General features: G+C 55.7%; 16 protein-coding genes. 7 read left to right on the forward strand and 9 right to left on the reverse strand.

Annotated elements, in window-relative coordinates:
• Positions 1-25 precede the first annotated feature (25 nt).
• Entirely contained in the window at positions 26-2,731 is a 2,706-nt protein-coding gene (gene malT, locus SIK69_RS04940; RefSeq protein WP_319785560.1) for an HTH-type transcriptional regulator MalT, read from the reverse strand.
• Between the two features lie 568 nt (positions 2,732-3,299).
• On the opposite strand from malT, the gene malP reads away from it, so the two are divergent.
• Both malP and malQ read left to right on the forward strand, forming a co-directional pair.
• Positions 3,300-5,690: a maltodextrin phosphorylase gene (gene malP / locus SIK69_RS04945; protein WP_319785561.1), complete on the forward strand. Its 2,391-nt coding sequence runs from the start codon at positions 3,300-3,302 to the stop codon at positions 5,688-5,690.
• Between the two features lie 9 nt (positions 5,691-5,699).
• Positions 5,700-7,781, forward strand: coding sequence for a 4-alpha-glucanotransferase (malQ, locus tag SIK69_RS04950; RefSeq protein ID WP_319785562.1), 2,082 nt, complete (start codon positions 5,700-5,702; stop codon positions 7,779-7,781).
• 122 nt (positions 7,782-7,903) lie between these two features.
• On the opposite strand, the gene nfuA is transcribed toward malQ, so the two are convergent.
• Both nfuA and gntX read right to left on the reverse strand, forming a co-directional pair.
• Positions 7,904-8,479 carry a Fe-S biogenesis protein NfuA gene (nfuA, locus tag SIK69_RS04955; RefSeq protein ID WP_319785563.1) on the reverse strand — a complete coding sequence of 192 codons (576 nt, stop codon included), beginning with the start codon at positions 8,477-8,479 and terminating at the stop codon, positions 7,904-7,906.
• A gap of 58 nt (positions 8,480-8,537) precedes the next feature.
• Entirely contained in the window at positions 8,538-9,209 is a 672-nt protein-coding gene (gntX, locus tag SIK69_RS04960; protein WP_319785564.1) for a DNA utilization protein GntX, read from the reverse strand.
• A 38-nt stretch (positions 9,210-9,247) separates the two neighbouring features.
• Here gntX and bioH point away from each other — a divergent pair, with 38 nt between their 5' ends.
• Positions 9,248-10,021 carry a pimeloyl-ACP methyl ester esterase BioH gene (gene bioH / locus SIK69_RS04965; RefSeq protein ID WP_319785565.1) on the forward strand — a complete coding sequence of 258 codons (774 nt, stop codon included), beginning with the start codon at positions 9,248-9,250 and terminating at the stop codon, positions 10,019-10,021.
• A 118-nt stretch (positions 10,022-10,139) separates the two neighbouring features.
• Positions 10,140-10,409, forward strand: coding sequence for a YdgH/BhsA/McbA-like domain containing protein (locus tag SIK69_RS04970; protein ID WP_319627031.1), 270 nt, complete (start codon positions 10,140-10,142; stop codon positions 10,407-10,409).
• A gap of 53 nt (positions 10,410-10,462) precedes the next feature.
• Here the strand turns inward: SIK69_RS04970 and feoC are convergent, their stop codons facing one another.
• From feoC to greB, 5 genes are all read right to left on the reverse strand, one after another.
• Positions 10,463-10,699 (reverse strand): [Fe-S]-dependent transcriptional repressor FeoC, encoded by a 237-nt coding sequence (gene feoC, locus SIK69_RS04975; RefSeq protein ID WP_319627030.1) that lies wholly within the window; start codon positions 10,697-10,699, stop codon positions 10,463-10,465.
• A gap of 10 nt (positions 10,700-10,709) precedes the next feature.
• Positions 10,710-13,031 carry a Fe(2+) transporter permease subunit FeoB gene (gene feoB / locus SIK69_RS04980; protein WP_319785566.1) on the reverse strand — a complete coding sequence of 774 codons (2,322 nt, stop codon included), beginning with the start codon at positions 13,029-13,031 and terminating at the stop codon, positions 10,710-10,712.
• A 29-nt stretch (positions 13,032-13,060) separates the two neighbouring features.
• Positions 13,061-13,288: a ferrous iron transporter A gene (gene feoA / locus SIK69_RS04985; RefSeq protein ID WP_159464868.1), complete on the reverse strand. Its 228-nt coding sequence runs from the start codon at positions 13,286-13,288 to the stop codon at positions 13,061-13,063.
• Between the two features lie 262 nt (positions 13,289-13,550).
• Positions 13,551-15,878, reverse strand: coding sequence for a Tex family protein (locus SIK69_RS04990; RefSeq protein WP_319785567.1), 2,328 nt, complete (start codon positions 15,876-15,878; stop codon positions 13,551-13,553).
• A gap of 103 nt (positions 15,879-15,981) precedes the next feature.
• Positions 15,982-16,455: a transcription elongation factor GreB gene (gene greB / locus SIK69_RS04995; RefSeq protein WP_319627026.1), complete on the reverse strand. Its 474-nt coding sequence runs from the start codon at positions 16,453-16,455 to the stop codon at positions 15,982-15,984.
• Positions 16,456-16,683: 228 nt separating this feature from the next.
• On the opposite strand from greB, the gene ompR reads away from it, so the two are divergent.
• Positions 16,684-17,403 (forward strand): osmolarity response regulator transcription factor OmpR, encoded by a 720-nt coding sequence (ompR, locus tag SIK69_RS05000; RefSeq protein WP_001157751.1) that lies wholly within the window; start codon positions 16,684-16,686, stop codon positions 17,401-17,403.
• The gene (envZ, locus tag SIK69_RS05005) at positions 17,400-18,749 is read left to right on the forward strand and encodes a two-component system sensor histidine kinase EnvZ (RefSeq protein WP_319785568.1); all 1,350 of its coding nucleotides are present in this window, start codon (positions 17,400-17,402) and stop codon (positions 18,747-18,749) included. The genes ompR and envZ overlap by 4 nt, the downstream gene beginning before the upstream one ends.
• Positions 18,750-18,814: 65 nt before the next feature.
• On the opposite strand, the gene pckA is transcribed toward envZ, so the two are convergent.
• Entirely contained in the window at positions 18,815-20,434 is a 1,620-nt protein-coding gene (pckA, locus tag SIK69_RS05010) for a phosphoenolpyruvate carboxykinase (ATP) (protein ID WP_319785569.1), read from the reverse strand.
• Positions 20,435-20,809: 375 nt separating this feature from the next.
• Between pckA and SIK69_RS05015 the strand changes: the two genes are divergently transcribed.
• Positions 20,810-22,570 (forward strand): DUF4153 domain-containing protein, encoded by a 1,761-nt coding sequence (locus SIK69_RS05015; RefSeq protein WP_319785570.1) that lies wholly within the window; start codon positions 20,810-20,812, stop codon positions 22,568-22,570.
• Positions 22,571-22,589: the final 19 nt, after the last annotated feature.

Raw genomic sequence — 22,589 nt, forward strand, 5'->3', positions numbered from 1 at the left:
GAGAGGGCATCAAGCTGCACCAACCCTAAACGCCATACCCCATCATCTTCAGCAATTCCTGCGCATGCTGCACCGCATCCTGCCGATGGGCCACGCCCAGCTTCTGATACAAATTACGAATGTGCGTTTTGATGGTGGTCGCCGCTACCTCCAGCTCGCCCGCAATCTGGTCATTGCTGTAGCCTGAATAAATCAGGCCTAACACCTGCCACTCGCGCTGGGTCAGCGGGCTGGTGCGGATCAATTCCGGAACTTCCGGATGGGTCAGCAAACGTTCGACGAAGTTCTCGTCAAAATGGGCAAATTTATGCCGGTGATGCTGATTAAGTTCGCGCAAAATGCGCTGGGCGCGATGCTGTTCTAGCTCCGGCAAGGTATTGAGCTGCAACAGCTGACGTAACTGCTGCGCCATCGCTTCGCCTTCAATCACGAAATGACTGATAAACCCGGTGCGGTTGGAGAGCGTCAACGCCTCCATTAACACGCGCTGAGCATCATTTTTCCGGTTGGACTGCCAGTAAAGCTGGTTCAGCAGCAGCAGGTTACGGTTGAGATCGCTCATCAGACGCAGCATGCGCGCGTTCTCATTGAGCTCTTCCAGCACCATTTCCGCAGAATCAAACTCGCCGAGCAGGATTTGCGCGCGAGCGATGTTGCGCCACTGACTTTGCAAAAAATGGTTGTTGGCAAATTCGGGTTTTGGTGTCTGACGCAGCCAGTTGGCGGCGGATTTCTTATCGCCAATCATCTGCCAGTAAATCACCCGCACTTTATCGGCGTTCGATACCCAATCGCTGTGGTACTGCCCGTTGCCGAGCAAATTTTCCAGACGATTCAGGTGATTGCGGGCGTTATCTAAATCTCCGCGCGCCAGCGAGCTTTGTACCAGCAGCGCCAGGCACTGAAGCTGTTGCTGAGGTTGATAGGTGGCGAGCACGTCCATACCGTGACGGGCGCTCATCTCGGCTTCATCCAGACGCGCCCAGGCCCATAGCAACTGCGCACGAATGCGCAGCAAAAATTCATGCATGGGTAATTGTTCGAGGTGCTGTTCACGGATCAACTGGAATGCTTTTTCCTGCGTTTCCCACGCGGCCTGCAAGAAGCCCTGGGCGAACAGGATTTCACTTTGCTGGATGAGGCTCCACAGTCCGTAGTGCCAGATTTCGTGCCGACGCGCCATTTGTTCGGTTTGTTGCATTACCGCCAGCGATTTGCTGAGCTTGCCCTGACAGTGCAGCACTTCGCCGTGGACCGACGTCGCCACAATGCGGCTGTAATAGCTGGCGAGCGGCAGCTCATCGAGTGCCACCATTGCCAGGCGTTCCGCTTCGTCCGGATTGCCGTCATTAATGGCCACCTGCGCACGCAGCGCGTTAAAATCGGCATGCATCGTGGCATCCATTTCGCCGCGCATCTCTTCTTCCGCGCGGGCGAGCAGGGTATTCACTTCACTGTAGCGATGCTGGCTTTGCATCAGCCACGCCTGCAACAGCACTAACCGCGGGTTCTCCAGCAGGCTGTCCCACGGCAGGGCGGCCAGGGATTCTTCCAGCAACGCCAGTTCGCTGTGATGAAACAGGCCCCAGGCGTGGTTGAGCAGGATATCGCGCAGCATTTTGGCATCGCCCGCCGACAGCGCATGGTGAATGGCTTCGCTCGGGAAGCCCTGCGCCATCCAGCTTTCAGCCGCCGCGCGGTGAATATCGGGCAGTTCGGTTGCCAGTTCCCACTGACAGCGCTGACGCAGGAAGCTGCCAAACAGCGGGTGGTAGCTGAACCATTCCCCGGTGTTGTCCATGCGTTGCAGGAACAGGCCCTGGCGTTCAATTTCTTCCAGCCGCATTTGGCCGTTTTCTTCCCCGGTGACCCGGACGATCAGCGCGTCATTCATTGAACGCAGCAGCGAGCTTTTCAGCAGGAAATGACGCGTGGAGAGATCGACGTTATCCAGCACTTCATCAACCAGATAATCAGAGAGGTGGCTGGCATTAATGCCCGCCAGGCGGCGCGCGGAGTGATGCGCCGCGCTGTTATTCTGCCGCGCTGACAGGGCGATGAGTTGGAGCGCCGTCGCCCAACCGGCAACGTCATCGCACATCCGGCTACTTTCATTGGCTTCAATCGGTGAGGTCAGGCGGCAGTCGAAAAACTGCTTCGCTTCCTGATGGTTAAACGCCAGTTGCTGGCTGCCAATCTCCAGCAGTTGCTCGCGCACGCGCAGGTTGGCGATGCCCAACTGAGGCAAATTGCGTGACAGCACCACGAGGGTCATGTTTTCCGGCTGATGGCGCAGGAAAAAGCGCATCGCATCGTGGATAACCGGATTGGTAATCAAATGGTAATCGTCAATCACCAGCAGCAACGGACGCTGCCAGGTGTTGAGTTCAATAAAGAGCTGAGCGAACAGCGAGGTCAGGCTGGCGTATTGCCGTTTCTGCACCATGGTTTCGCTGGCCGTGCAATGCCCGCCGGTGGCCTGCTGGATGGCGGCAATCAGATAGCTGGCAAAACGTTCCTGTTGGTTATCTCCGTCATCCAGAGAGAACCATCCCAATTCGCTTTTCCCTGCTGCCCACTGTGAAATGAGTGTGGTTTTCCCGTAACCTGCCGGGCTTGTTACCAGCGCAAGACGGTAATTGTTCGCGCCGGAAAGTTTCGCCAGTAACCTGTCGCGAACCACGGTGTGTTCAAGACGGACGGGACGACTTAATTTAGACGGAATCAACATAGGTATATCACTTCACTGTGAGAGTAGGAGTTCGTTTTTTTTCGCGCTTCGTAATTAATGTCTATTAAATTCGGACATATGGATAATTATTGCAAGTTATGTCCGAATCGGATGCTTGTGATTTTGCACTGTGTCACAAATCTTAATGATGGTTAAACGAATGGGCTGAAACCGGTGCCAGTGCGCGTGAATACTGGATCCGTTAAATTGTTAAAAACACCCAAAAATGCATTTTCCCTGATGCGATATTTCTCAACGTGATTAATTAACGCGTTCCATTTGTGGGGAAATAACCATTACGAATGAAAGGGCGGTGCGCAATTATTATTACAGGTAAGTAATCATTTCCTGGCTTACATTTATTTTGCAAAACGTCTTTTCATTTTCTTAATCTGCGCTGTGAAATTGAGCACAATCCTCATTAATAGCTAACGTTATAGTGGCGAAGATCACATTTTTTCGCTCATCCCTGCTACTCCTCCCCGGTGAATGCCTGTCGGGATGAGGACGGTAAACAGGTAGCCAGGCACACTAGCGCCAACGTTTTAGCTAACAGGATTGGATCCTTATGTCACAGCCGACTTTCGATAAAGCACAATTTCAGGCTGCACTGACGCGTCAGTGGCAGCGATATGGCCTACAGGCCGCCAGCGAAATGACCCAGCATCAATGGTGGCACGCGGTGAGCGGCGCGCTGGCAGAACTGCTGGCCGCACAGCCCGTTGCGAAGCCGGAAAAAAACCAGCGCCACGTGAACTACATCTCGATGGAGTTTCTGATTGGCCGCCTGACCGGCAACAACCTGCTGAACCTTGGCTGGTATCAGGACGTCAGCGACGTGCTGAAAGCACATGACATCACCCTCACCGACCTGCTGGAAGAAGAAACCGATCCGGCGCTTGGCAACGGTGGCCTGGGACGTCTGGCTGCCTGTTTCCTCGATTCGATGGCGACCGTCGGTCAGTCTGCCATCGGTTACGGCCTGAACTATCAGTACGGTCTGTTCCGTCAGTCGTTTGCCGACGGGCAGCAGAGGGAAGCCCCGGATGACTGGCATCGCAACAGCTATCCGTGGTTCCGTCACAATCAGGCCCTGGATGTGCAGGTTGGCATCGGCGGGAAAGTGGTGAAAGGTGACTGGCAGCCCGCGTTCACGATTGTTGGCCAGGCCTGGGATTTACCGGTGCTCGGCTACCGTAACGGCGTGGCGCAACCGCTGCGTCTGTGGCAGGCCACCCATGCCCATCCGTTTAATCTGACCAAATTCAACGACGGCGATTTCCTGCGGGCTGAACAGCAGGGCATCGACGCCGAAAAACTGACGAAAGTGCTGTACCCGAACGACAACCATCTGGCAGGCAAAAAGCTGCGCCTGATGCAGCAGTATTTCCAGTGTGCCTGTTCAGTGGCGGACATCCTGCGTCGTCATCATCTGGCAGGCCGCAAGCTCGCCGAGTTGCCGAAGTTTGAAGTCATCCAGCTCAACGATACGCACCCGACTATCGCCATTCCGGAACTGCTGCGCGTGCTGATTGACGAGCACCAGCTGAGCTGGGACGACGCCTGGGCGATCACCAGCAAAACCTTCGCCTACACCAACCACACTCTGATGCCGGAAGCGCTCGAGTGCTGGGATGAGAAACTGGTGAAAGCGCTGCTGCCGCGTCACATGCAAATCATCAACGAAATCAACACCCGTTTCAAAAAGCTGGTCGATAAAACCTGGCCGGGCGACAGCGCGGTGTGGGCCAAACTGGCGGTGGTACATGACAAGCAGGTGCGGATGGCGAACATGTGCGTGGTGAGCGGCTTTGCCGTCAACGGCGTGGCGGCGCTGCACTCCGATTTGGTGGTCAAAGATCTGTTCCCGGAATATCACCAGCTGTGGCCGAACAAATTCCACAACGTCACCAACGGCATCACGCCTCGCCGCTGGATCAAACAGTGCAACCCGGCGCTGGCGGCCCTGTTTGATAAAACGTTGAAGAAAGAGTGGGCCAACGATCTCGACCAGTTGATCAAACTGGAAAAATACGCTGATGATGCGAAATTCCGCCAAACCTGGCGCGATATCAAGCTGGCGAACAAACAGCGTCTGGCCGAGTTTGTGAAGCACCGCACCGGGATTGAGATCAATCCAGAGGCGATTTTTGATATCCAGATCAAACGCCTGCACGAGTACAAACGTCAGCACCTGAACCTGCTGCATATTCTGGCGCTGTACAAAGAAATTCGCGAAAACCCACAGGCCGACCGCGTGCCGCGCGTGTTCCTGTTCGGTGCCAAAGCGGCTCCGGGCTACTACCTGGCGAAAAACATCATTTTCGCCATCAACAAAGTGGCGGACGTGGTCAACAACGATCCGAGCGTCGGCGATAAGCTGAAAGTGGTGTTCCTGCCAGACTACTGTGTGTCGGCGGCGGAAGTGATGATCCCGGCGGCGGATGTATCTGAGCAAATCTCCACCGCGGGTAAAGAAGCGTCCGGCACCGGCAACATGAAGCTGGCGCTGAATGGCGCACTGACGGTGGGCACCCTCGACGGGGCGAACGTTGAAATCGCCGAACAGGTGGGCGAAGAAAACATCTTTATCTTCGGCAACACCGTGGAAGAAGTGAAAGCGCTGAAGGCCAAAGGCTACGACCCGCTGAAATGGCGTAAGAAAGACAAAGTGCTGGATGCGGTGCTTAAAGAACTGGAGAGCGGCAAATACAGCGACGGTGACAAACATGCGTTCGACCAGATGCTGCACAGCATCGGCAAACAGGGCGGCGACCCGTATCTGGTGATGGCTGACTTCGCGACTTACGTTGATGCGCAGAAGCAGGTGGACGTGCTATATCGCGACCAGGAAGCCTGGACCCGGGCGGCCATCCTGAACTCTGCCCGCTGCGGCATGTTCAGTTCGGACAGGTCCATCCGCGATTATCAGAGCCGTATCTGGCAGGCAAAACGCTAAGGGAGCGCTATGGAGAGCAAACGTCTGGACAATGCCGCACAGGCGGCGGGCATCAGCCCAAGTTACATCAATGCCCACGGCAAACCGCAGTCTATTGGTGCAGAAACCAAGCGGCGTTTGCTCGACGCAATGCATCACGGTGTCGCGGCCACGAAGGTGGCGGTGACGCCGGTTCCCAACGTACGGGTGTTTACCCACGGCAAAAAAATGTCGCTGCCGGTGGAAGGCAGCGGCGAGTTTAGCTGGCTGTTAACCACCGAAGACGGCGCGCAGCACCAGGGCAAAGCCACGGCGGGTAAAGCGCTGAATTTACCGACGCGCCTGCCGGAGGGGTATCACACCTTGACCGTGACTCAGCGTGACCATCGCTGGCATTGCCGGGTGATTGTCGCCCCGGAGCGCTGCTATGAGCCGCAGGCGCTCAGGCAGGGCAAAAAACTGTGGGGCAGCTGCGTGCAGCTTTATACCCTGCGGTCTGAACATAACTGGGGCATCGGTGACTTTGGCGATTTAAAAGTCATGCTGCCGGAAATTGCCCGCCGCGGCGGGTCGTTCATTGGCCTCAATCCGATTCATGCGCTCTATCCGGCGAACCCGGAAAGCGCCAGTCCGTACAGCCCATCTTCCCGCCGATGGCTGAATGTGATTTACATCGACGTTAACGCCCTTGAGGATTTCAGGCACAGTCAAGAGGCGCAGGCGTGGTGGAAATTGCCGACCACTCAGCAGACGCTGAAGTCGGTGCGCGATACCGAGTGGGTGGATTACGCCACCGTGACGGCGCTGAAAATCACTGCGCTGCGCATGACGTGGAAAGGTTTCTCCGCCCGTGACGATGAGCCGATGCGCGCGTTTCGTCAGTTCGTGCGTGACGAAGGGGAAAGTCTGTACTGGCAGGCCGCGTTTGACGCGCTGCATGCCTATCAGGTGAGAGAAGATGAATTGCGCTGGGGCTGGCCTGCCTGGCCCGAGGCGTACCAAAATATCGACAGCCCGGAAGTGAAAGCCTTCTGTGAGAAGCACGCTGATGAAGTGGATTTCTTCCTCTGGCTGCAATGGCTGGCGTATACCCAATTTGCTGCCTGTTGGCAGGAAAGCCAGCGGCACGCGATGCCGATTGGTCTGTATCGTGACCTCGCGGTTGGCGTAGCGGAAGGCGGGGCGGAAACCTGGTGTGACCGCGAGCTGTACTGTCTGAAAGCGTCGGTTGGTGCGCCGCCGGATATCCTCGGCCCGTTGGGACAAAACTGGGGCCTGCCGCCGATGGACCCGCATATCATCACCGCTCGCGCCTATGAGCCGTTTATCGATTTGCTGCGTGCCAATATGCAGAACTGCGGCGCGCTGCGAATTGACCACGTGATGTCGGTCCTGCGTCTGTGGTGGATCCCTTACGGTGAAACGGCGGATCACGGGGCGTATGTGCATTACCCGGTGGACGATCTGCTCTCGATTCTGGCACTGGAAAGTAAACGTCATCAGTGCATGGTTATCGGCGAAGATCTCGGCACGGTGCCGGTGGAGATCGTCGGCAAGCTGCGAAAGAGCGGGGTGTATTCGTACAAAGTGCTCTATTTCGAAAGCGATCACGAGAAGACGTTCCGTGCCCCGAAAGCGTATCCGGAACAGTCGATGGCGGTGGCGACCACCCACGATCTGCCGACGCTGCGCGGATACTGGGAAAGCGGGGATTTGACCCTCGGTAAAACGCTCGGCCTGTACCCGGATGAAGTGATTCTGCGCGGGCTATATCAGGATCGTGAGCGGGCGAAGCAGGGGTTGTTAGATGCGCTGCATCAGTACGGCTGTCTGCCAAAACGCACCGGACATAAGGCGTCGCTGATGAGCATGACCCACACCCTCAATCGCGGGATGCAGCGTTACATTGCCGACAGCAATAGCGCGTTACTGGGACTACAGCCGGAAGACTGGCTAGATATGGCCGGGCCGGTGAACATTCCTGGCACCAGCTATCAGTACAAAAACTGGCGTCGTAAGCTTACCACCACCTTAGAAGCGATGTTTGCCGATGGGACAGTGAATAAGCTGATTAAGGATTTGGATAAACGGCGGAAAGCGGCAGGGAAATAAGACGTGTGCGGGCCACGAGACTCTCGTCGGCCCGTGCAAGCATAGCGCCTACGGGGTTGTGATGATCAACGAAAATCAGCACGCGTAGGCCCGGTAAGCGCAGCGCCACAGGGCATTAAACATCAATAGTAAGAGTGCTCACCGCGCTGGTGTTCGGTCAAGTCACGAACGCCTTTCAGTTCCGGGAATTCGTTCAGCAGCTGCTTCTCGATCCCTTCTTTCAGCGTCACATCGACCATTGAACACCCGTTACAGCCGCCGCCAAATTGCAGAATGGCGAAGCCTTCATCGGTGATTTCCATCAGCGATACGCGACCGCCATGGCCTGCCAGCTGCGGGTTAACCGTCGCTTGCAGCATATACTCTACGCGCTCCATCAGCGGCGCATCATCAGACACTTTACGCATTTTGGCGTTCGGTGCTTTCAGCGTCAGCTGGGAACCTAACTGATCGGTCACGAAATCAATATCCGCATCTTCCAGATACGGCGCGCTCAGCTCATCGACATACGCGGTCAGCAGGTCAAATTTGAGGGCAGTGTCACTCGCTTCCACCGCATCCGGCGGGCAGTAAGATACGCCACATTCAGCATTCGGGGTGCCTGGGTTAATCACAAATACGCGGATTTGTGTCCCTTCTTCCTGATTTGCCAGCAATTTGGCAAAGTGCGCTTGTGCAGCATCGGAAATACGGATCATAGCTTTGGCCTAATAGTTGACTACTTTAGTCGGTTATAATACGCCCATCACAGAGGGTCTACAAGGTGCGACACAGGCACCATACCTGAACTGACGCTGCGCCGTTTTGCAAAAGCAGGCGGGAAAGTTCGGCCACGGTACTGCCGGTGGTGACAACATCGTCCACAAGGGCGATATGGAGCCCGGTGACTGCAATTTCAAGACGAAACGCATTTTTCAGGTTCTGTTTCCGCCGCCTCGCCGACAGTTGATGCTGGGTTGCCGTAGGGCGGATACGACGTATCGCTTCGGATTGATAGCGAACGCCCAGCCAACGCGCCAGCGGACGGCACAGCACATCTGCCTGATTATACCCGCGTCGCCAGTGTCGGCGCTGCCACAGTGGCACGGCAATCAGTCTATCCGGCCTGCGTGGCGGTGTCTGTTTCAAACGCAACAGCAACAGTCTGCTCAGCGCCAACGCCAGCTCAGGTTTCCCGCTGAACTTCAAATTCTGCACCAGCGTCGAAAGCGGCGCGGCGTAATCATTCACCGTCACCAGTCGGTGCCACGGAGGCGCTTTTTGCAGGCAGCGTCCACAGGGGAATGTGTCGCTACCGGCAGGCAATCCGCACTGAGGGCAACGCATAACATCCGTGCGCAACGCGCGGGTGCAGCGGGAGCAGATCCCCCAGTGGGTCAATGCCAGCGGCATTTTGCATAGCCAGCACAAGCCGTGGGCTGTTAGCATATTTCCCCTCCGAATTCGAAGAATGAGAACAATAACTGATGAACGACATCTGGTGGCAAACCAAAGGCGAAGGAAATTGTCATCTTGTGCTGCTGCACGGATGGGGACTGAACGCGGAGGTCTGGGATTGCATCACCCCGGAACTGGGCTCGCATTTCACACTCCATCTGGTGGACCTGCCGGGTTTCGGGCGCAGCGGTGATGTCGGATCGCTGTCGCTGGAAGAGATGACCCGTCGGGTAGTCGCGAAAGCCCCGGAAAAAGCGATTTGGCTCGGCTGGAGTCTCGGCGGGCTGGTCGCCAGCCAGGCAGCGATTGTGGCACCCGAGCGCGTGCAGGCGCTGGTCACCGTCGCATCATCACCATGTTTTACCGCTCACGGCGACTGGCCCGGTATCAAACCTGAGGTTCTGTCAGGATTTCAGCACCAGCTGAGTGAAGATTTCCAGCGTACCGTCGAGCGTTTCCTCGCCTTGCAGACGCTGGGTACCGAAAGCGCGCGTCAGGATGCGCAATTGCTCAAAAGCGCGGTGCTGGCGCTGCCAATGCCGACGACAGAGGTGCTGAACGGCGGGCTGGAGATCCTCAAAACGGCCGATTTACGTGAACCGCTTGCTTCGCTTCCGATGCCTGTCCTGCGCCTGTATGGCCGTCTCGACGGACTGGTGCCGCGCAAGATAGTGCCGCTGCTCGATGCGCAGTGGCCGAACAGCCAGTCTTACATTTTTGCCAAAGCGGCCCACGCCCCGTTCATCTCCCATCCGGCGGAGTTTTGTCAGCAGCTTCTGGCCCTTAAGTCGGTGATTGTCTGATATTTAAGGCAAACTGGCGAAATCCTTATTAGCGTCAATACTTAGAAGGTCGCTGCGATGGCCGATTGCCTTCGCGCCAGCAGCGCCCACATAAAATGGTCATAAGGAGAGTACGGCTATGAAATATGCTACTGGTATGGTTACAGCACTGGTGTTGGGTTCCCTGTCGTTTGGTGCCTTTGCGGCAAAAGAAATTCAGAAAGACGAAGTGGCGAAAATGAACCTGACCAAAGTGGGTTCAATCACCACGTCCCGTACTACTTCGCCGATGGATGCGAAAAGAGATCTGTCGAAAAAAGCGGATGAACTGGGCGGCAAATACTTTGTGGTGATTGCCGGTGAGAAGAACGAAAAAACCGTTCACGCTAACGCCGACGTTTACAAATAACGCTTATCAAGATGTCAAAAAGCGGGCTGAGGCCCGCTTCTTTTTTATCATTTTTACTGAAGTACCCACCACTCGCGTGAGCAGGCTTTGCCTTCCGGGCAACTTTTGCAGCTCCCGCTCAGGCATGCCGATGCGTCCTCGGCGATGCGTTTCGCACGGCCCATTGCCTCCATGCGCATCAGCATGGCATCAATCATCGGGCGCGGCGTATGCAACGCCTGGCTGAGTTGCTGTGCATCCATTCTCCCCTGTAATGCCAGCATGTCCCGCAGTTCAATCAATGACGCCATCGTCTTCCCCTTAGTGACAGTCGCCCGCCGGGCTGCTGCAACAGCTGTCGACGGTTTTTCGCGTCGCCAGCAGATTCACGTTGACCCGGCTGCGGGCGCGGCGTAACAGACCGATAACCACCACGTTAAACAGCAGTACCGCCAGAATGCAGGTCAGGCTGTAGCGTGGATGCTGGTGGAAGCTGGACACCTGATAGAACAGCGTCGACAGCGAATAGGCGATATTCAGCCCCCACAGCACCGAGAAGCCCATCCAGCCGCGGCTCGATTCGCGGGCAATCGCGCCCATCACCGAGATGCAGGGAATATAGAGCAGAACGAAAATCAGGTAGCTGTAGGCGGCGGCTGCGCTGCCAAATTTGCTGCTCATCACGCCCATCGCCCCGGTAGCCATTTCCCCGTCACCTTTACTGGCTTCAATTGGGTTGGCCAGTACGCTCAGGCTGAACGTGTCTTTCAGGCTCTGCCAGGTCTCTTCTGCCGCGCCGCCCAGCTCATCCAGAAGATTAAATTCCGCTGGGTTAAACGCTTCCTGCTGGATATCTTCGGCGGTGTAGAGCGTGTTCAACGTCCCGACGACCACCTCTTTCGCCATCGCGCCGGTGAACAGCCCGACGGTGGCCTGCCAGTTGTCTTCATGCACGCCAATGGGCTTGAACAGCGGGGTGATGACGCGGCTGACCGAGGCCAGGGCGGAATCGTTGATGTTGTCTGCCGCCTGGCCGCTGAGGGTAAAGCTGTTCAGCGCGCTGAGGAAAATACTGACAATCACAATGACTTTACCGGCGCGCAGTACGAAGCCTTTCAGGCGCTGCCAGGTCTGAATAATCAGGCTTTTCAGATGCGGAACGTGATAAACCGGCAGCTCCATCACGAACGGTGAGGCTTCCCCACGCATGATGGTGTGTTTGAGCATCAGCCCGGTGAGGACAGCCATCACAATACCGAGCACGTACAGCGAGAACACCGCCAGCGCGCCATCCTGGCCAAAGAAGGCCGCCGCAAACACTGCGAAAATCGCCAGGCGCGCACCGCAGGACATAAACGGCGCCATCATGATGGTCATCAGGCGTTCACGCGGGGCATCCAGAGTACGCGCCCCCATCACCGACGGGACGTTACAGCCGAAGCCCACAATCAGCGGCACGAATGATTTCCCAGGCAGGCCGAGGGACTGCATCAGGCGGTCCATCACAAAGGCCGCGCGGGCCATATAGCCGGAATCTTCGAGGAACGACAGGAACAGGTACATCATGCCAATCTGCGGCACCAGCGGCAGGACGGTGTTGATCCCGCCGCCTATCCCCTGAGCGAGGAAAATGGTTAGCCATTCAGGGAAGTGCAGGGTCGCACCCACCCACTGAATACCGTGAATAAAGATGGCAACCGAACCCGCGTCAAAAATCGGCTGCAGTGCGCCGCCGATGTTGATAGCCAGCAGGAACATCAGGTACATCACAAACAGGAATACCGGCAGGCCGAGGAAACGGTTGAGAATGATTTTATCGACGGCGGCGGTGAAACGGCTCGGTTCGGCGGTCAGGGTGTTGCTCACCACATCGCACACGGCGGCGATCGACTGATAACGCGCGTCGGCAATGTGCAGCGCCGGGTCATCCATTTCTTCATGCAGGCGATGCGTCACGGCATCGAGCTGCTGCTGTGCGGCGTCTCCGGCGTACGCCAGGCTGTAGATATCGCCTTCAAGCATTTGTAGCCCCAGCCAGCGGCGCTGCTTGAGCGGCATCTCCTGTGGCATCACTTTCGCCAGACCCTCGGCCTCACGCAGCAACGGCTGCGCATAATGCACCAGCTCTAAATCATCATTAGCCTGGTGGCGGTCAAGGGTCATTTTCAGTGCTTCAATGCCACGCCCACGGGTGGATACCAGCGGGATAACCGGGCAACCGAGGCGTTTCGACAGCGCGTCGACTTCAATGCGGATTTGCTGTTTCTCTGCGATATCCAGCATGTTCAGCGCTACCACGCAGGGAATGCCGAGTTCCAGCAGCTGGAGCGTCAGATACAGATTGCGTTCGAGATTCGAGGCATCGACCACGTTGATCAGCAGGTCGGCGTCACCGCTCAGAATATAGTGACAGGCAATCTGCTCATCTAAAGAGGTTTGCGAAGAGATGGTGGTCAGAGAGTAGGTGCCCGGCAGGTCAACCAGCGTCACCTGACTGTCGGTGGTGTTGAACTGACCTTCTTTACGCTCAACCGTTACGCCTGACCAGTTGCCTACGCGCTGACGCGCCCCGGTCAATTGATTAAATAAGGTTGTCTTCCCGGAGTTAGGATTGCCAATCAGGCCAACGGTTAATTTCTTCATTTTCTAAAACTCGCTATGTCTGGCGGGAATTAACGGGTAAGCGCTTCAATCTCAATTAATGCCAGGTCTTTCTTACGTAATACCAGGCTGACGCGACGGGTTTCGATATGCACCGGATCGCCAAGCGGGGCGACGCGAACCACATGAAAAGACGAACCCGGCAACATGCCGAGCGAAAGTAATTTCTGCCGATAAGCCGGGCTGATGTCGCGTGAGAACCCGGTAATCTTCCACGTACTGTCAGGAGTGAATTGCATATGGCCTGCTTGGGTCGCTAATTTTGTAGAGTATAAAATATCAACAGCGACGATGATAATGAGAATGGTTTCCACCTTCAATCAATAAAATGTGAGCGGATGTTCAGTTTGTTGAATAATTCACGGGAAGTTGATGTGGCTCAATATTACTGCTGAGAGGTGTGTTTGCTAAAAAGCAGAGTTGTTATCAAAGTGAAAATAAATAGGCGGATAATTTAAGAGTAAAAGCCCTCTGAAAATAGAGGGCCTGAGAAGGACAAGCTTATTTTTTCTTCATTGCCGCAGCAAGCGCGTCCATCATTGCGCTGTTACCGGCAGGCTGCGCGTCACGACCGCGAGGTTTCGCCGCTTTGGCCGCCGGGCGGGCGTTCTGTTCACGACCGCCACCGCTGCCACGACGTGTGTTGCTGTCGCCAGGCTGCTCGTCCAGACGCATGGTCAGGGCGATACGCTTGCGCTGCAGATCGACTTCCATCACTTTGACCTTCACGATGTCGCCCGCTTTCACAACGGTGTGTGGATCTTCGACGAACTTGTCGGCCAGGGAAGAGATGTGAACCAGGCCATCCTGATGCACGCCGATATCCACAAACGCACCGAAGTTGGTCACGTTGGTGACTGCGCCTTCCAGCACCATGCCCGGCAGCAGATCGTTCATGGTTTCCACCCCGTCAGCAAACTGCGCGGTTTTGAACTCCGGACGCGGGTCACGGCCTGGTTTTTCCAGCTCTTTAATGATGTCGGTCACCGTCGGCAAACCAAAACGCTCGTCGGTAAAATCGACGGCTTTGACGTCGCGCAGCGCGCTACTGTTGCCCATCAGGTCACTCAGCGCCTGCTCGGTCGCCGCCAGAATGCGCTCGACTACCGGATAGGCTTCCGGGTGAACGGTGGAGGCATCGAGCGGATTATCGCCGTGGTTAATACGCAGGAAGCCCGCGCACTGTTCAAAGGCTTTTGGCCCCAGGCGGCTGACTTTCAGCAGCTGCTGACGGTTCTGGAACTGACCGTTCTCATCACGCCAGCTGACAATGTTCTGCGCCATCATTCGTGTCAGGCCCGCTACGCGGGTCAGCAGCGGCACGGAGGCAGTATTCAGGTCAACGCCAACGGCGTTCACACAGTCTTCGACCACCGCGTCCAGCTTACGTGCCAGCTGGCTCTGGCTGACGTCGTGCTGATACTGGCCGACCCCGATTGATTTCGGGTCGATTTTCACCAGCTCTGCCAGCGGATCCTGCAAGCGACGGGCGATAGACACCGCCCCACGGATAGAGACGTCGAGGTCCGGGAACTCCAGCGCTGCCAGTTCCGACGCGGAGTACACCGACGCCCCGGCTTCGCTGACAATCACTTTTTGCGCGGTCACTTTCGGGAACTGCTTCTGCACGTCGAGGAAGAAACGCTCGGTTTCACGCGACGCGGTGCCGTTGCCGATAGCCACCAGCTCCACGTTGTGTTTCTCGCACAGCGCGGCCACCGCGACAGCCGCTTTCGCCGCCTGACCGGTGTGTGGATAGATGGTGTCGGTAGCAACCAGCTTGCCGGTGCCGTCAACTACCGCCACTTTAACGCCGGTACGCAGGCCAGGATCGAGGCCCATTGTGGCGCGCAGGCCCGCTGGCGCGGCCATCAGCAGGTCGTGCAGGTTACGGGCAAAGACGTTAATCGCTTCGTCTTCTGCGCGTTCACGTACGGTGCCCATCAGTTCGGTTTCGAGGTGCATCAGCACCTTGATACGCCAGGTCCAGCTCACCACGCCTTTACGCCAGCTGTCTGCCGGGGCGTTGTTCAGACGTAGGCCGAGGTGATTAATGATAATGTGCTCGCCCTGGCTCTCTTTCGGCGGCTCGTCGAACTGCGGGTCGGCATTCAGCGACAGTTGCAGAATGCCTTCGTTACGGCCACGGAACATCGCCAGCGCGCGGTGAGACGGCACGGTCGCAATCGGTTCGTGATGGTCGAAGTAATCACGGAATTTCGCGCCTTCTTCCTCTTTGCCGCTGACCACAACGGCCACCAGATGGGCGTTCTTCCACAGATACTCACGCACTTTCGCCAGCAGCTGTGCGTCTTCGGCAAAGCGCTCCATCAGGATGTAGCGCGCCCCGTCGAGGGCGGCTTTGGTGTCGGCCACGCCGTTGTCGGCATTGATGTATTTGGCGGCTTCGTCTTCTGGCGTATGCGACGGCTCGTTCCACAGCAAATCGGCCAGCGGCTCAAGGCCTGCTTCAATCGCGATTTGTCCTCGGGTACGGCGCTTCGGTTTATACGGCAGGTAGAGATCTTCGAGCTCGGTTTTGCTCAGGGTGCCCTTGATGGCTTTGGCCAGCTCATCGCTCAGCTTGCCCTGTTCGTCGATGGACTTGAGGATCGACTGACGACGCTCTTCCAGTTCACGCAGATAGCCAAGACGCGTTTCCAGGTTACGCAACTGGGTGTCGTCCAGACCGCCGGTGACTTCCTTACGATAACGTGCAATAAACGGCACGGTGTTCCCTTCATCAAGCAGGCGAACGGCAGCGGCTACCTGTTCGTTTCTGGCCTGAAGTTCACCCGCAATAATGCGGCAGAGCGAATCATTCATCATGGCTTTATTTCATCTTTAGGGTCGAAAATCAGGGGATAGTTATACGGATCGAACGGCAAAATTGCCAGCCGTTCGGGTCCGTAATCAGAGAGTTCCAGGCGGGTCACTTCACATATTCGATCTCATTGACGTACCAGCTGGCTTCACCGCCCGGCGTCTGAACGACGGCCAGGTCGCCGACCTCTTTTTTCAGCAGCGCGCGGGCCATGGGTGAATCAATCGAGATGTAATCTTTGCGGCCAAAAATCTCGTCATAGCCGACGATGCGAAAGCGTTTGGTGTCGCCGTCGTCATTTTCGATTTCCACCCACGCGCCAAAGAAGACTTTGCCTTCCTGCTGCGGTGAGTAATCGACAATTTTCAAATTTTCCAGGCACTTGGTCAGATAGCGAACCCGACGGTCGATTTCACGCAGCCGCTTTTTATTGTACTGATAATCAGCGTTTTCACTGCGATCGCCCAGGCTTGCCGCCCAGGTCACTTTTTTGGTGACCTCTGGGCGTTCTTCACGCCAGAGGTAATCCAGCTCTTTCTTTAATTTCTCGTACCCTTCACGGGTGATTAGCGGCGTTTTCATTGTAATGCTACCTTGTGACTACCTTGTGCTTGCGCACATTTTGCCTCAAAGAATTCGACAGATGGTTAAAAAATAGTTTTCTGTGATGAAATGTACAGATAAGCTGCTGTTAAATATGCTTTGTAACAATTTCGGTTAGAATTTATACCAGATTTAGCTGGAGCGTAGCGTACGCTTTTTTGAGAATACGCACTCATAATTGTTACGAACCTTCTGGGAGTACACACAATGCAAGAGAATTATAAGATTCTTGTTGTAGATGACGATATGCGCCTTCGCGCGCTGCTTGAACGTTATCTGACTGAACAAGGCTTCCAGGTTCGAAGCGTCGCCAACGCCGAACAGATGGACCGCCTGCTGACCCGTGAATCTTTCCACCTGATGGTGCTGGATTTAATGCTGCCTGGCGAAGATGGACTCTCTATCTGCCGCCGTCTGCGCAGCCAGAGTAACCCGATGCCGATTATTATGGTGACGGCGAAAGGGGAAGAAGTTGACCGTATCGTGGGCCTGGAAATTGGCGCCGATGATTACATTCCAAAGCCGTTTAACCCGCGTGAACTGCTGGCCCGTATCCGCGCCGTGCTGCGTCGTCAGGCTAACGAACTGCCGGGCGCGCCGTCACAGGAAGAAGCGGTCATTGCCTTCGGTAAGTTTAAGCTGAACCTCGGCACCCGTGAGATGTTCCGTGAAGATGAGCCTATGCCATTGACCAGCGGTGAGTTTGCGGTGCTGAAAGCGCTGGTAAGCCATCCGCGTGAGCCGCTGTCTCGCGACAAGCTGATGAACCTGGCGCGTGGCCGGGAATACTCGGCGATGGAGCGTTCAATCGACGTACAGATTTCTCGCCTGCGTCGCATGGTTGAAGAAGACCCAGCGCATCCGCGCTACATTCAGACCGTGTGGGGTCTGGGCTACGTCTTCGTGCCGGACGGTTCTAAGGCATGAGGCGAATGCGCTTCTCACCACGAAGTTCATTTGCCCGCACGCTGCTTTTAATCGTCACCTTGCTGTTCGTCAGCCTGGTGACGACCTATCTGGTGGTCCTGAACTTCGCGATATTGCCGAGCCTGCAGCAGTTCAACAAGGTGCTGGCGTACGAAGTCCGTATGCTGATGACCGACAAACTGCAGCTCGAAGACGGCACCCAACTGGTGGTGCCGCCAGCATTTCGGCGTGAGATTTACCGCGAGCTTGGCATTTCGCTCTATTCCGATGAAGCGGCGGAAGATGCCGGGCTGCGCTGGGCGCAGCATTACGAATTCTTAAGCCAGCAGATGGCGCAGCAATTGGGTGGTCCAACGGAAGTGCGCGTTGAGGTCAACAAAAGCTCGCCAGTGGTGTGGCTGAAAACCTGGCTGTCGCCCAACATTTGGGTGCGCGTGCCGCTGACTGAAATCCATCAGGGCGACTTTTCGCCGCTGTTCCGCTACACCCTGGCGATTATGCTGCTGGCCATTGGGGGGGCGTGGCTGTTTATCCGTATTCAGAACCGACCCCTTGTCGATCTCGAACATGCGGCTTTGCAGGTAGGGAAAGGGATTATTCCGCCGCCGCTGCGTGAATACGGCGCGTCGGAAGTACGTTCGGTGACCCGTGCCTTTAACCATATGGCAGCAGGCGTGAAGCAGCTGGCGGACGACCGCACGCTGTTGATGGCAGGCGTTAGCCATGATTTGCGTACGCCGCTAACCCGTATTCGTCTGGCGACGGAGATGATGGGCGAACAGGACGGTTATCTCGCCGAATCCATCAACAAGGATATCGAAGAGTGTAACGCCATCATTGAGCAGTTTATCGATTACCTGCGCACCGGCCAGGAAATGCCGATGGAGCTGGGCGATTTAAACTCGGTGCTGGGTGAAGTGGTGGCGGCGGAAAGCGGCTACGAGCGTGAAATTGAAACCGAGATGCAGCCCGGAGAAATCCCGGTGCGGATGCATCCGCTGTCAATTAAACGTGCGCTGGCAAACATGGTGGTCAACGCCGCGCGTTACGGCAATGGTTGGATCAAAGTCAGCAGCGGGAGTGAACCTAACCGCGTCTGGTTCCAGGTCGAAGATGATGGTCCGGGCATCCAGCTGGAGCAGCGGAAGCATCTGTTCCAGCCATTTGTTCGCGGGGATAGCGCTCGCAGTACCAGCGGAACGGGTCTCGGTCTGGCCATTGTGCAGCGTATTATCGACAACCATAACGGTCTGCTGGAAATTGACACCAGCCAGCGGGGCGGGTTGTTGATTCGCGCCTGGTTGCCGGTGCCGGTGATGCGGTCGTCTGGCAGCAAAGAGAGTTAAAAAAAACGTTAAAAAAAGCCCGGCAGCGCGAAACGCGTGCCGGGTTTTTTATTGCTAGCCGCGGCTTACCGCTTCGGGCCCGCCTCTACCAGTGCGGCGCCTGCTGGCGTATCGGTGTACTTCTCAAAGTTTTCGACGAACAGCTTCGCCAGCGCGTTGGCTTTTTCCTGCCACTGTTCCGGTGACGCGTAGGTGTTACGCGGGTCCAGAATATGGGTGTCCACGCCCGGCAGTTCGGTCGGGATTTGCAGGTCAAACATCGGCAGGGTAAAGGTTTCGGCGTTATCCAGCGTACCGTCGAGAATGGCGTCGATAATCGCACGCGTATCTTTAATCGAGATACGTTTGCCGGTGCCGTTCCAGCCAGTGTTCACCAGGTAGGCCTGTGCCCCGGATGCCTGCATACGTTTCACCAGCACTTCAGCGTACTGCGTCGGGTGCAGCGACAGGAACGCAGCGCCAAAGCAGGCGGAGAAGGTCGGCGTTGGCTCGGTGACCCCGCGTTCGGTACCGGCCAGTTTGGCGGTAAAGCCAGACAGGAAGTGGTACTGCGTCTGGTTGGCCGTCAGGCGTGAAACCGGGGGCAGCACGCCAAAAGCGTCGGCGGTGAGGAAAATGACCTTGGTCGCATGGCCCGCTTTCGACACCGGCTTCACAATGTTGTCGATGTGGTAAATCGGGTACGAGACGCGGGTGTTTTCGGTTTTCGAGGCATCGTCGAAATCGATGGTGCCGTCGGCGAGGACGCTGACGTTTTCCAGCAGCGCATCACGGCGGATGGCGTGATAGATATCCGGCTCAGCTTCTTCGGACAGACGGATGGTTTTCGCGTAGCAGCCGCCTTCGAAGTTGAACACGCCGTCATCATCCCAACCGTGTTCGTCATCGCCAATCAGGCGGCGTTTCGGGTCGGTGGAGAGGGTGGTTTTGCCTGTACCGGACAGGCCAAAGAACACCGCGACATCGCCTTTTTCGCCGACGTTTGCTGAGCAGTGCATCGAAGCGATGCCTTTCAGCGGCAGCAGGTAGTTCATGATCGAGAACATACCCTTCTTCATTTCACCGCCGTACCAGGTGCCGCCAATCAGCTGGACGCGTTCGGTCAGGTTGAAGGCCACGAAGTTTTCGGAATTCAGGCCCTGCTGCTGCCAGTTTGGGTTAGTGCATTTCGCGCCATTCATCACCGTGAAATCTGGCTTAAAGGTTGCCAGTTCGTCGTCGGTTGGGCGAATGAACATGTTTTTGACGAAGTGTGCCTGCCAGGCCACTTCCGTAATAAAGCGCACGCACAGACGGGTGTCGGCGTTTGCGCCGCAGTAAGCATCGACGATAAACAGGCGCTTACCTGAGAGTTGTTGGGTGACGAGTCCTTTGAGTTGCTGCCAGGTTTCCGGAGAGAGCGGTTTGTTGTCGTTCTTGCCTTTGCCTTTATCAGCCCACCACACGGTATCGCGGGTGGTGTCATCGCGGACAATATACTTATCTTTCGGCGAACGGCCGGTAAAAATACCGGTGTCGACAGCGATAGCACCGAGATTCGTCAGAACGCCACGCTCGTACCCTTCCAGATTGGGGTTGAGCTCTTCCTTAAATAAGGTGTCGTAATCGGGGTTGTAGACGATTTCCTGGACGTCGTTGATACCATAAGCCTTGAGATCCTGCGGGGTTATACCTTTAACACGCATGTCACTGCTCCTTAGCCAAGATGTACTGCCAATGATTGTAGGGTTGTTTAGGGGTTTTAGACCGCGACCAGGCTCATAGATTTGCGTATCCGGACTCTCATCAAACTAACGGAAAACACGGTGACTCCTGTCACGAGGCGAGACAGATTATGGCAGGAAACGTTTTTGAGTGGGGGGAAATGTTCTTAAACGGTTAATAAATGGTTTAATGAACTGGTGGAATGTGAATGTAATCGCATTCCTGAAAGAAAGTTACGGAAGAGTTACAGCGAGAATCGATTCATGTCTCGATCATTAATCTGAAACAAGACGAAAGGGTGTGCGTATTCATCGGCTCTGTACGAAAATGCAGCTTTAATTAACAGGGCAGTTGTGATGAATAATGAAAGCGGATATTCCCCAGCGAGCCGGGCAGCAGTTTTGCTCGTTGGCTTGGTACTGGGCATCCTTTGCTACCTGCTGGCACGGTATAGTCAGCTTACGGCAGAGAGCGATAATAATTTTTGGTCATTTGCGGTCATTGTGATGGCGGTACCTGCCACCGTGATGACCTCCACCGCGTTTACCTCTTCACGAAAACCGCTACTTCTCAGACTTGCCATCCTGGGGGGGCTTTGGGGATTGCTGGCGCTGTTTGGCATCGCTGCCGGTTATCAGGATGCGCTTGCCAGCCTTGAGCGGTGGGATAGTCAGGGATGGTTGCTGACGTTTAGCGCACAGCTGATGCTGATAGGCCTGCTGATACTCCCCTGGTTGCAATGGCGTTTTGAACCGGCTGAAGGCCAGACGTTTTACACGGTGTTCTATCACCGTAATGGGGTTAACGCCTTAACGCTGCTGGCGGTGGTTATTGCCAACGGCCTCTTCTGGTTGATTTTGCTTTTGTGGGCAAAATTGTTCGAGATGGTCGATATCGCGCTGTTTAACAACATCTTCTTTGATTCCGGATGGTTCTTTGCAGGGGTAACAGGGGTGATATCTGCGCTGACGGTTATCCTGACGCAGCATCAGGCAAAGCGGATGGCAGCTATCCAAAATCTGTTGACGCTGCTTGCCAGCTGGCTACTACCTTTACTGTCTCTGCTCACGCTGTCGTTCATTGTGGTACTGCCGTTTGTGGGGCTGGAGAGGCTTTCTCACCAAATTTCTGCCGCAGGGTTACTGAACTGTCTGGCGTTAATGTCCCTCTTTTTGGTCGTCATCGTTTTCGGCCCGGAACGCAATGTTCAGCGCTATCCTTCATGGCTGCGCTATCTTATCTACGCTTCTATTCTGGTGCTGCCGTTGTATGCCCTTCTGGCGTCATGGGCACTGTGGTTGCGTGTCCATCAGTACGGATGGACGCCCGAACGCCTTTATGCGGTGCTGATCACCTGCATTACGTTCATCTGGACAATGGGCTATTGCGTGAGCCTGCTGTTTAACCGACAGGATCCCCTTAGATTGCAGGACAAAGTGGTCCCTGGCGTCTTTCTACTGATGCTGATTTTTCTCATTTTACTCCGTACCCCACTGCTGGATGTGTGGAAGATTAGCGTTAATGACCAGATGTCTCGCTATCAGTCAGGAAAGATAACAGCGGAGCAGGTCAGCCTCTACCTGTTCAGCCAGGCGGGTAAGCGTGGTCAGCAGGCGCTGCAAACGCTCCAGCAGGACGAGAAATTTATGGCCGCGCCTCAGCGCAGACAACAGTTGAGCATGTTATTGGCTCCACGCGGAAAGGTGGACAGCGCGGTGACTCAGGCACAGTTAAAAGACAACGTTGACGTGATGCCTGCGGATGTACACCCGGACGCGCAACTGTGGGTCGCCATCGGAAAAGAACAGTATCTCTCTATGGCCTGCCTGAGGAGTAAGGAGGACTGCCTGCTGGTCAGTCAGGATCTCAATCATGACGGGCAACCTGAGTGGGTGCTGTATCAATTTACTCAGGGAACGGCCATTATTTACAGGCATAAGGCTCAGGAATGGGCAATGGTGGGGGAATCCCGGAAATTCCCGAAATCGTTAACCAAGAAAGAACTGCTCAACGCGTTGGGTCAGAACAAGGTGCTGCCGGTGAAAAAGGAGTGGGACGATCTCTCCATTTTTGGCGAGCGGATGAAGATTGATTATTACGATACCGGTGATCGATAGTGTTCAAAAGCTCCCTCAC

It is taken from the genome of Scandinavium lactucae, from assembly GCF_033843265.1.
Lineage (GTDB): Bacteria > Pseudomonadota > Gammaproteobacteria > Enterobacterales > Enterobacteriaceae > Scandinavium > Scandinavium lactucae.

Coding starts and splice junctions, on each gene's coding strand:
- feoC (WP_319627030.1), bottom strand. CDS start 10,699: ATGGCGTCATTGATTGAACTGCGGGACATGCTGGCATTACAGGGGAGA.
- SIK69_RS05015 (WP_319785570.1), top strand. CDS start 20,810: ATGAATAATGAAAGCGGATATTCCCCAGCGAGCCGGGCAGCAGTTTTG.
- SIK69_RS04990 (WP_319785567.1), bottom strand. CDS start 15,878: ATGATGAATGATTCGCTCTGCCGCATTATTGCGGGTGAACTTCAGGCC.
- nfuA (WP_319785563.1), bottom strand. CDS start 8,479: ATGATCCGTATTTCCGATGCTGCACAAGCGCACTTTGCCAAATTGCTG.
- malQ (WP_319785562.1), top strand. CDS start 5,700: ATGGAGAGCAAACGTCTGGACAATGCCGCACAGGCGGCGGGCATCAGC.
- pckA (WP_319785569.1), bottom strand. CDS start 20,434: ATGCGTGTTAAAGGTATAACCCCGCAGGATCTCAAGGCTTATGGTATC.
- SIK69_RS04970 (WP_319627031.1), top strand. CDS start 10,140: ATGAAATATGCTACTGGTATGGTTACAGCACTGGTGTTGGGTTCCCTG.
- malP (WP_319785561.1), top strand. CDS start 3,300: ATGTCACAGCCGACTTTCGATAAAGCACAATTTCAGGCTGCACTGACG.
- bioH (WP_319785565.1), top strand. CDS start 9,248: ATGAACGACATCTGGTGGCAAACCAAAGGCGAAGGAAATTGTCATCTT.
- malT (WP_319785560.1), bottom strand. CDS start 2,731: ATGTTGATTCCGTCTAAATTAAGTCGTCCCGTCCGTCTTGAACACACC.
- feoA (WP_159464868.1), bottom strand. CDS start 13,288: ATGCAATTCACTCCTGACAGTACGTGGAAGATTACCGGGTTCTCACGC.
- envZ (WP_319785568.1), top strand. CDS start 17,400: ATGAGGCGAATGCGCTTCTCACCACGAAGTTCATTTGCCCGCACGCTG.
- gntX (WP_319785564.1), bottom strand. CDS start 9,209: ATGCTAACAGCCCACGGCTTGTGCTGGCTATGCAAAATGCCGCTGGCA.
- feoB (WP_319785566.1), bottom strand. CDS start 13,031: ATGAAGAAATTAACCGTTGGCCTGATTGGCAATCCTAACTCCGGGAAG.
- ompR (WP_001157751.1), top strand. CDS start 16,684: ATGCAAGAGAATTATAAGATTCTTGTTGTAGATGACGATATGCGCCTT.
- greB (WP_319627026.1), bottom strand. CDS start 16,455: ATGAAAACGCCGCTAATCACCCGTGAAGGGTACGAGAAATTAAAGAAA.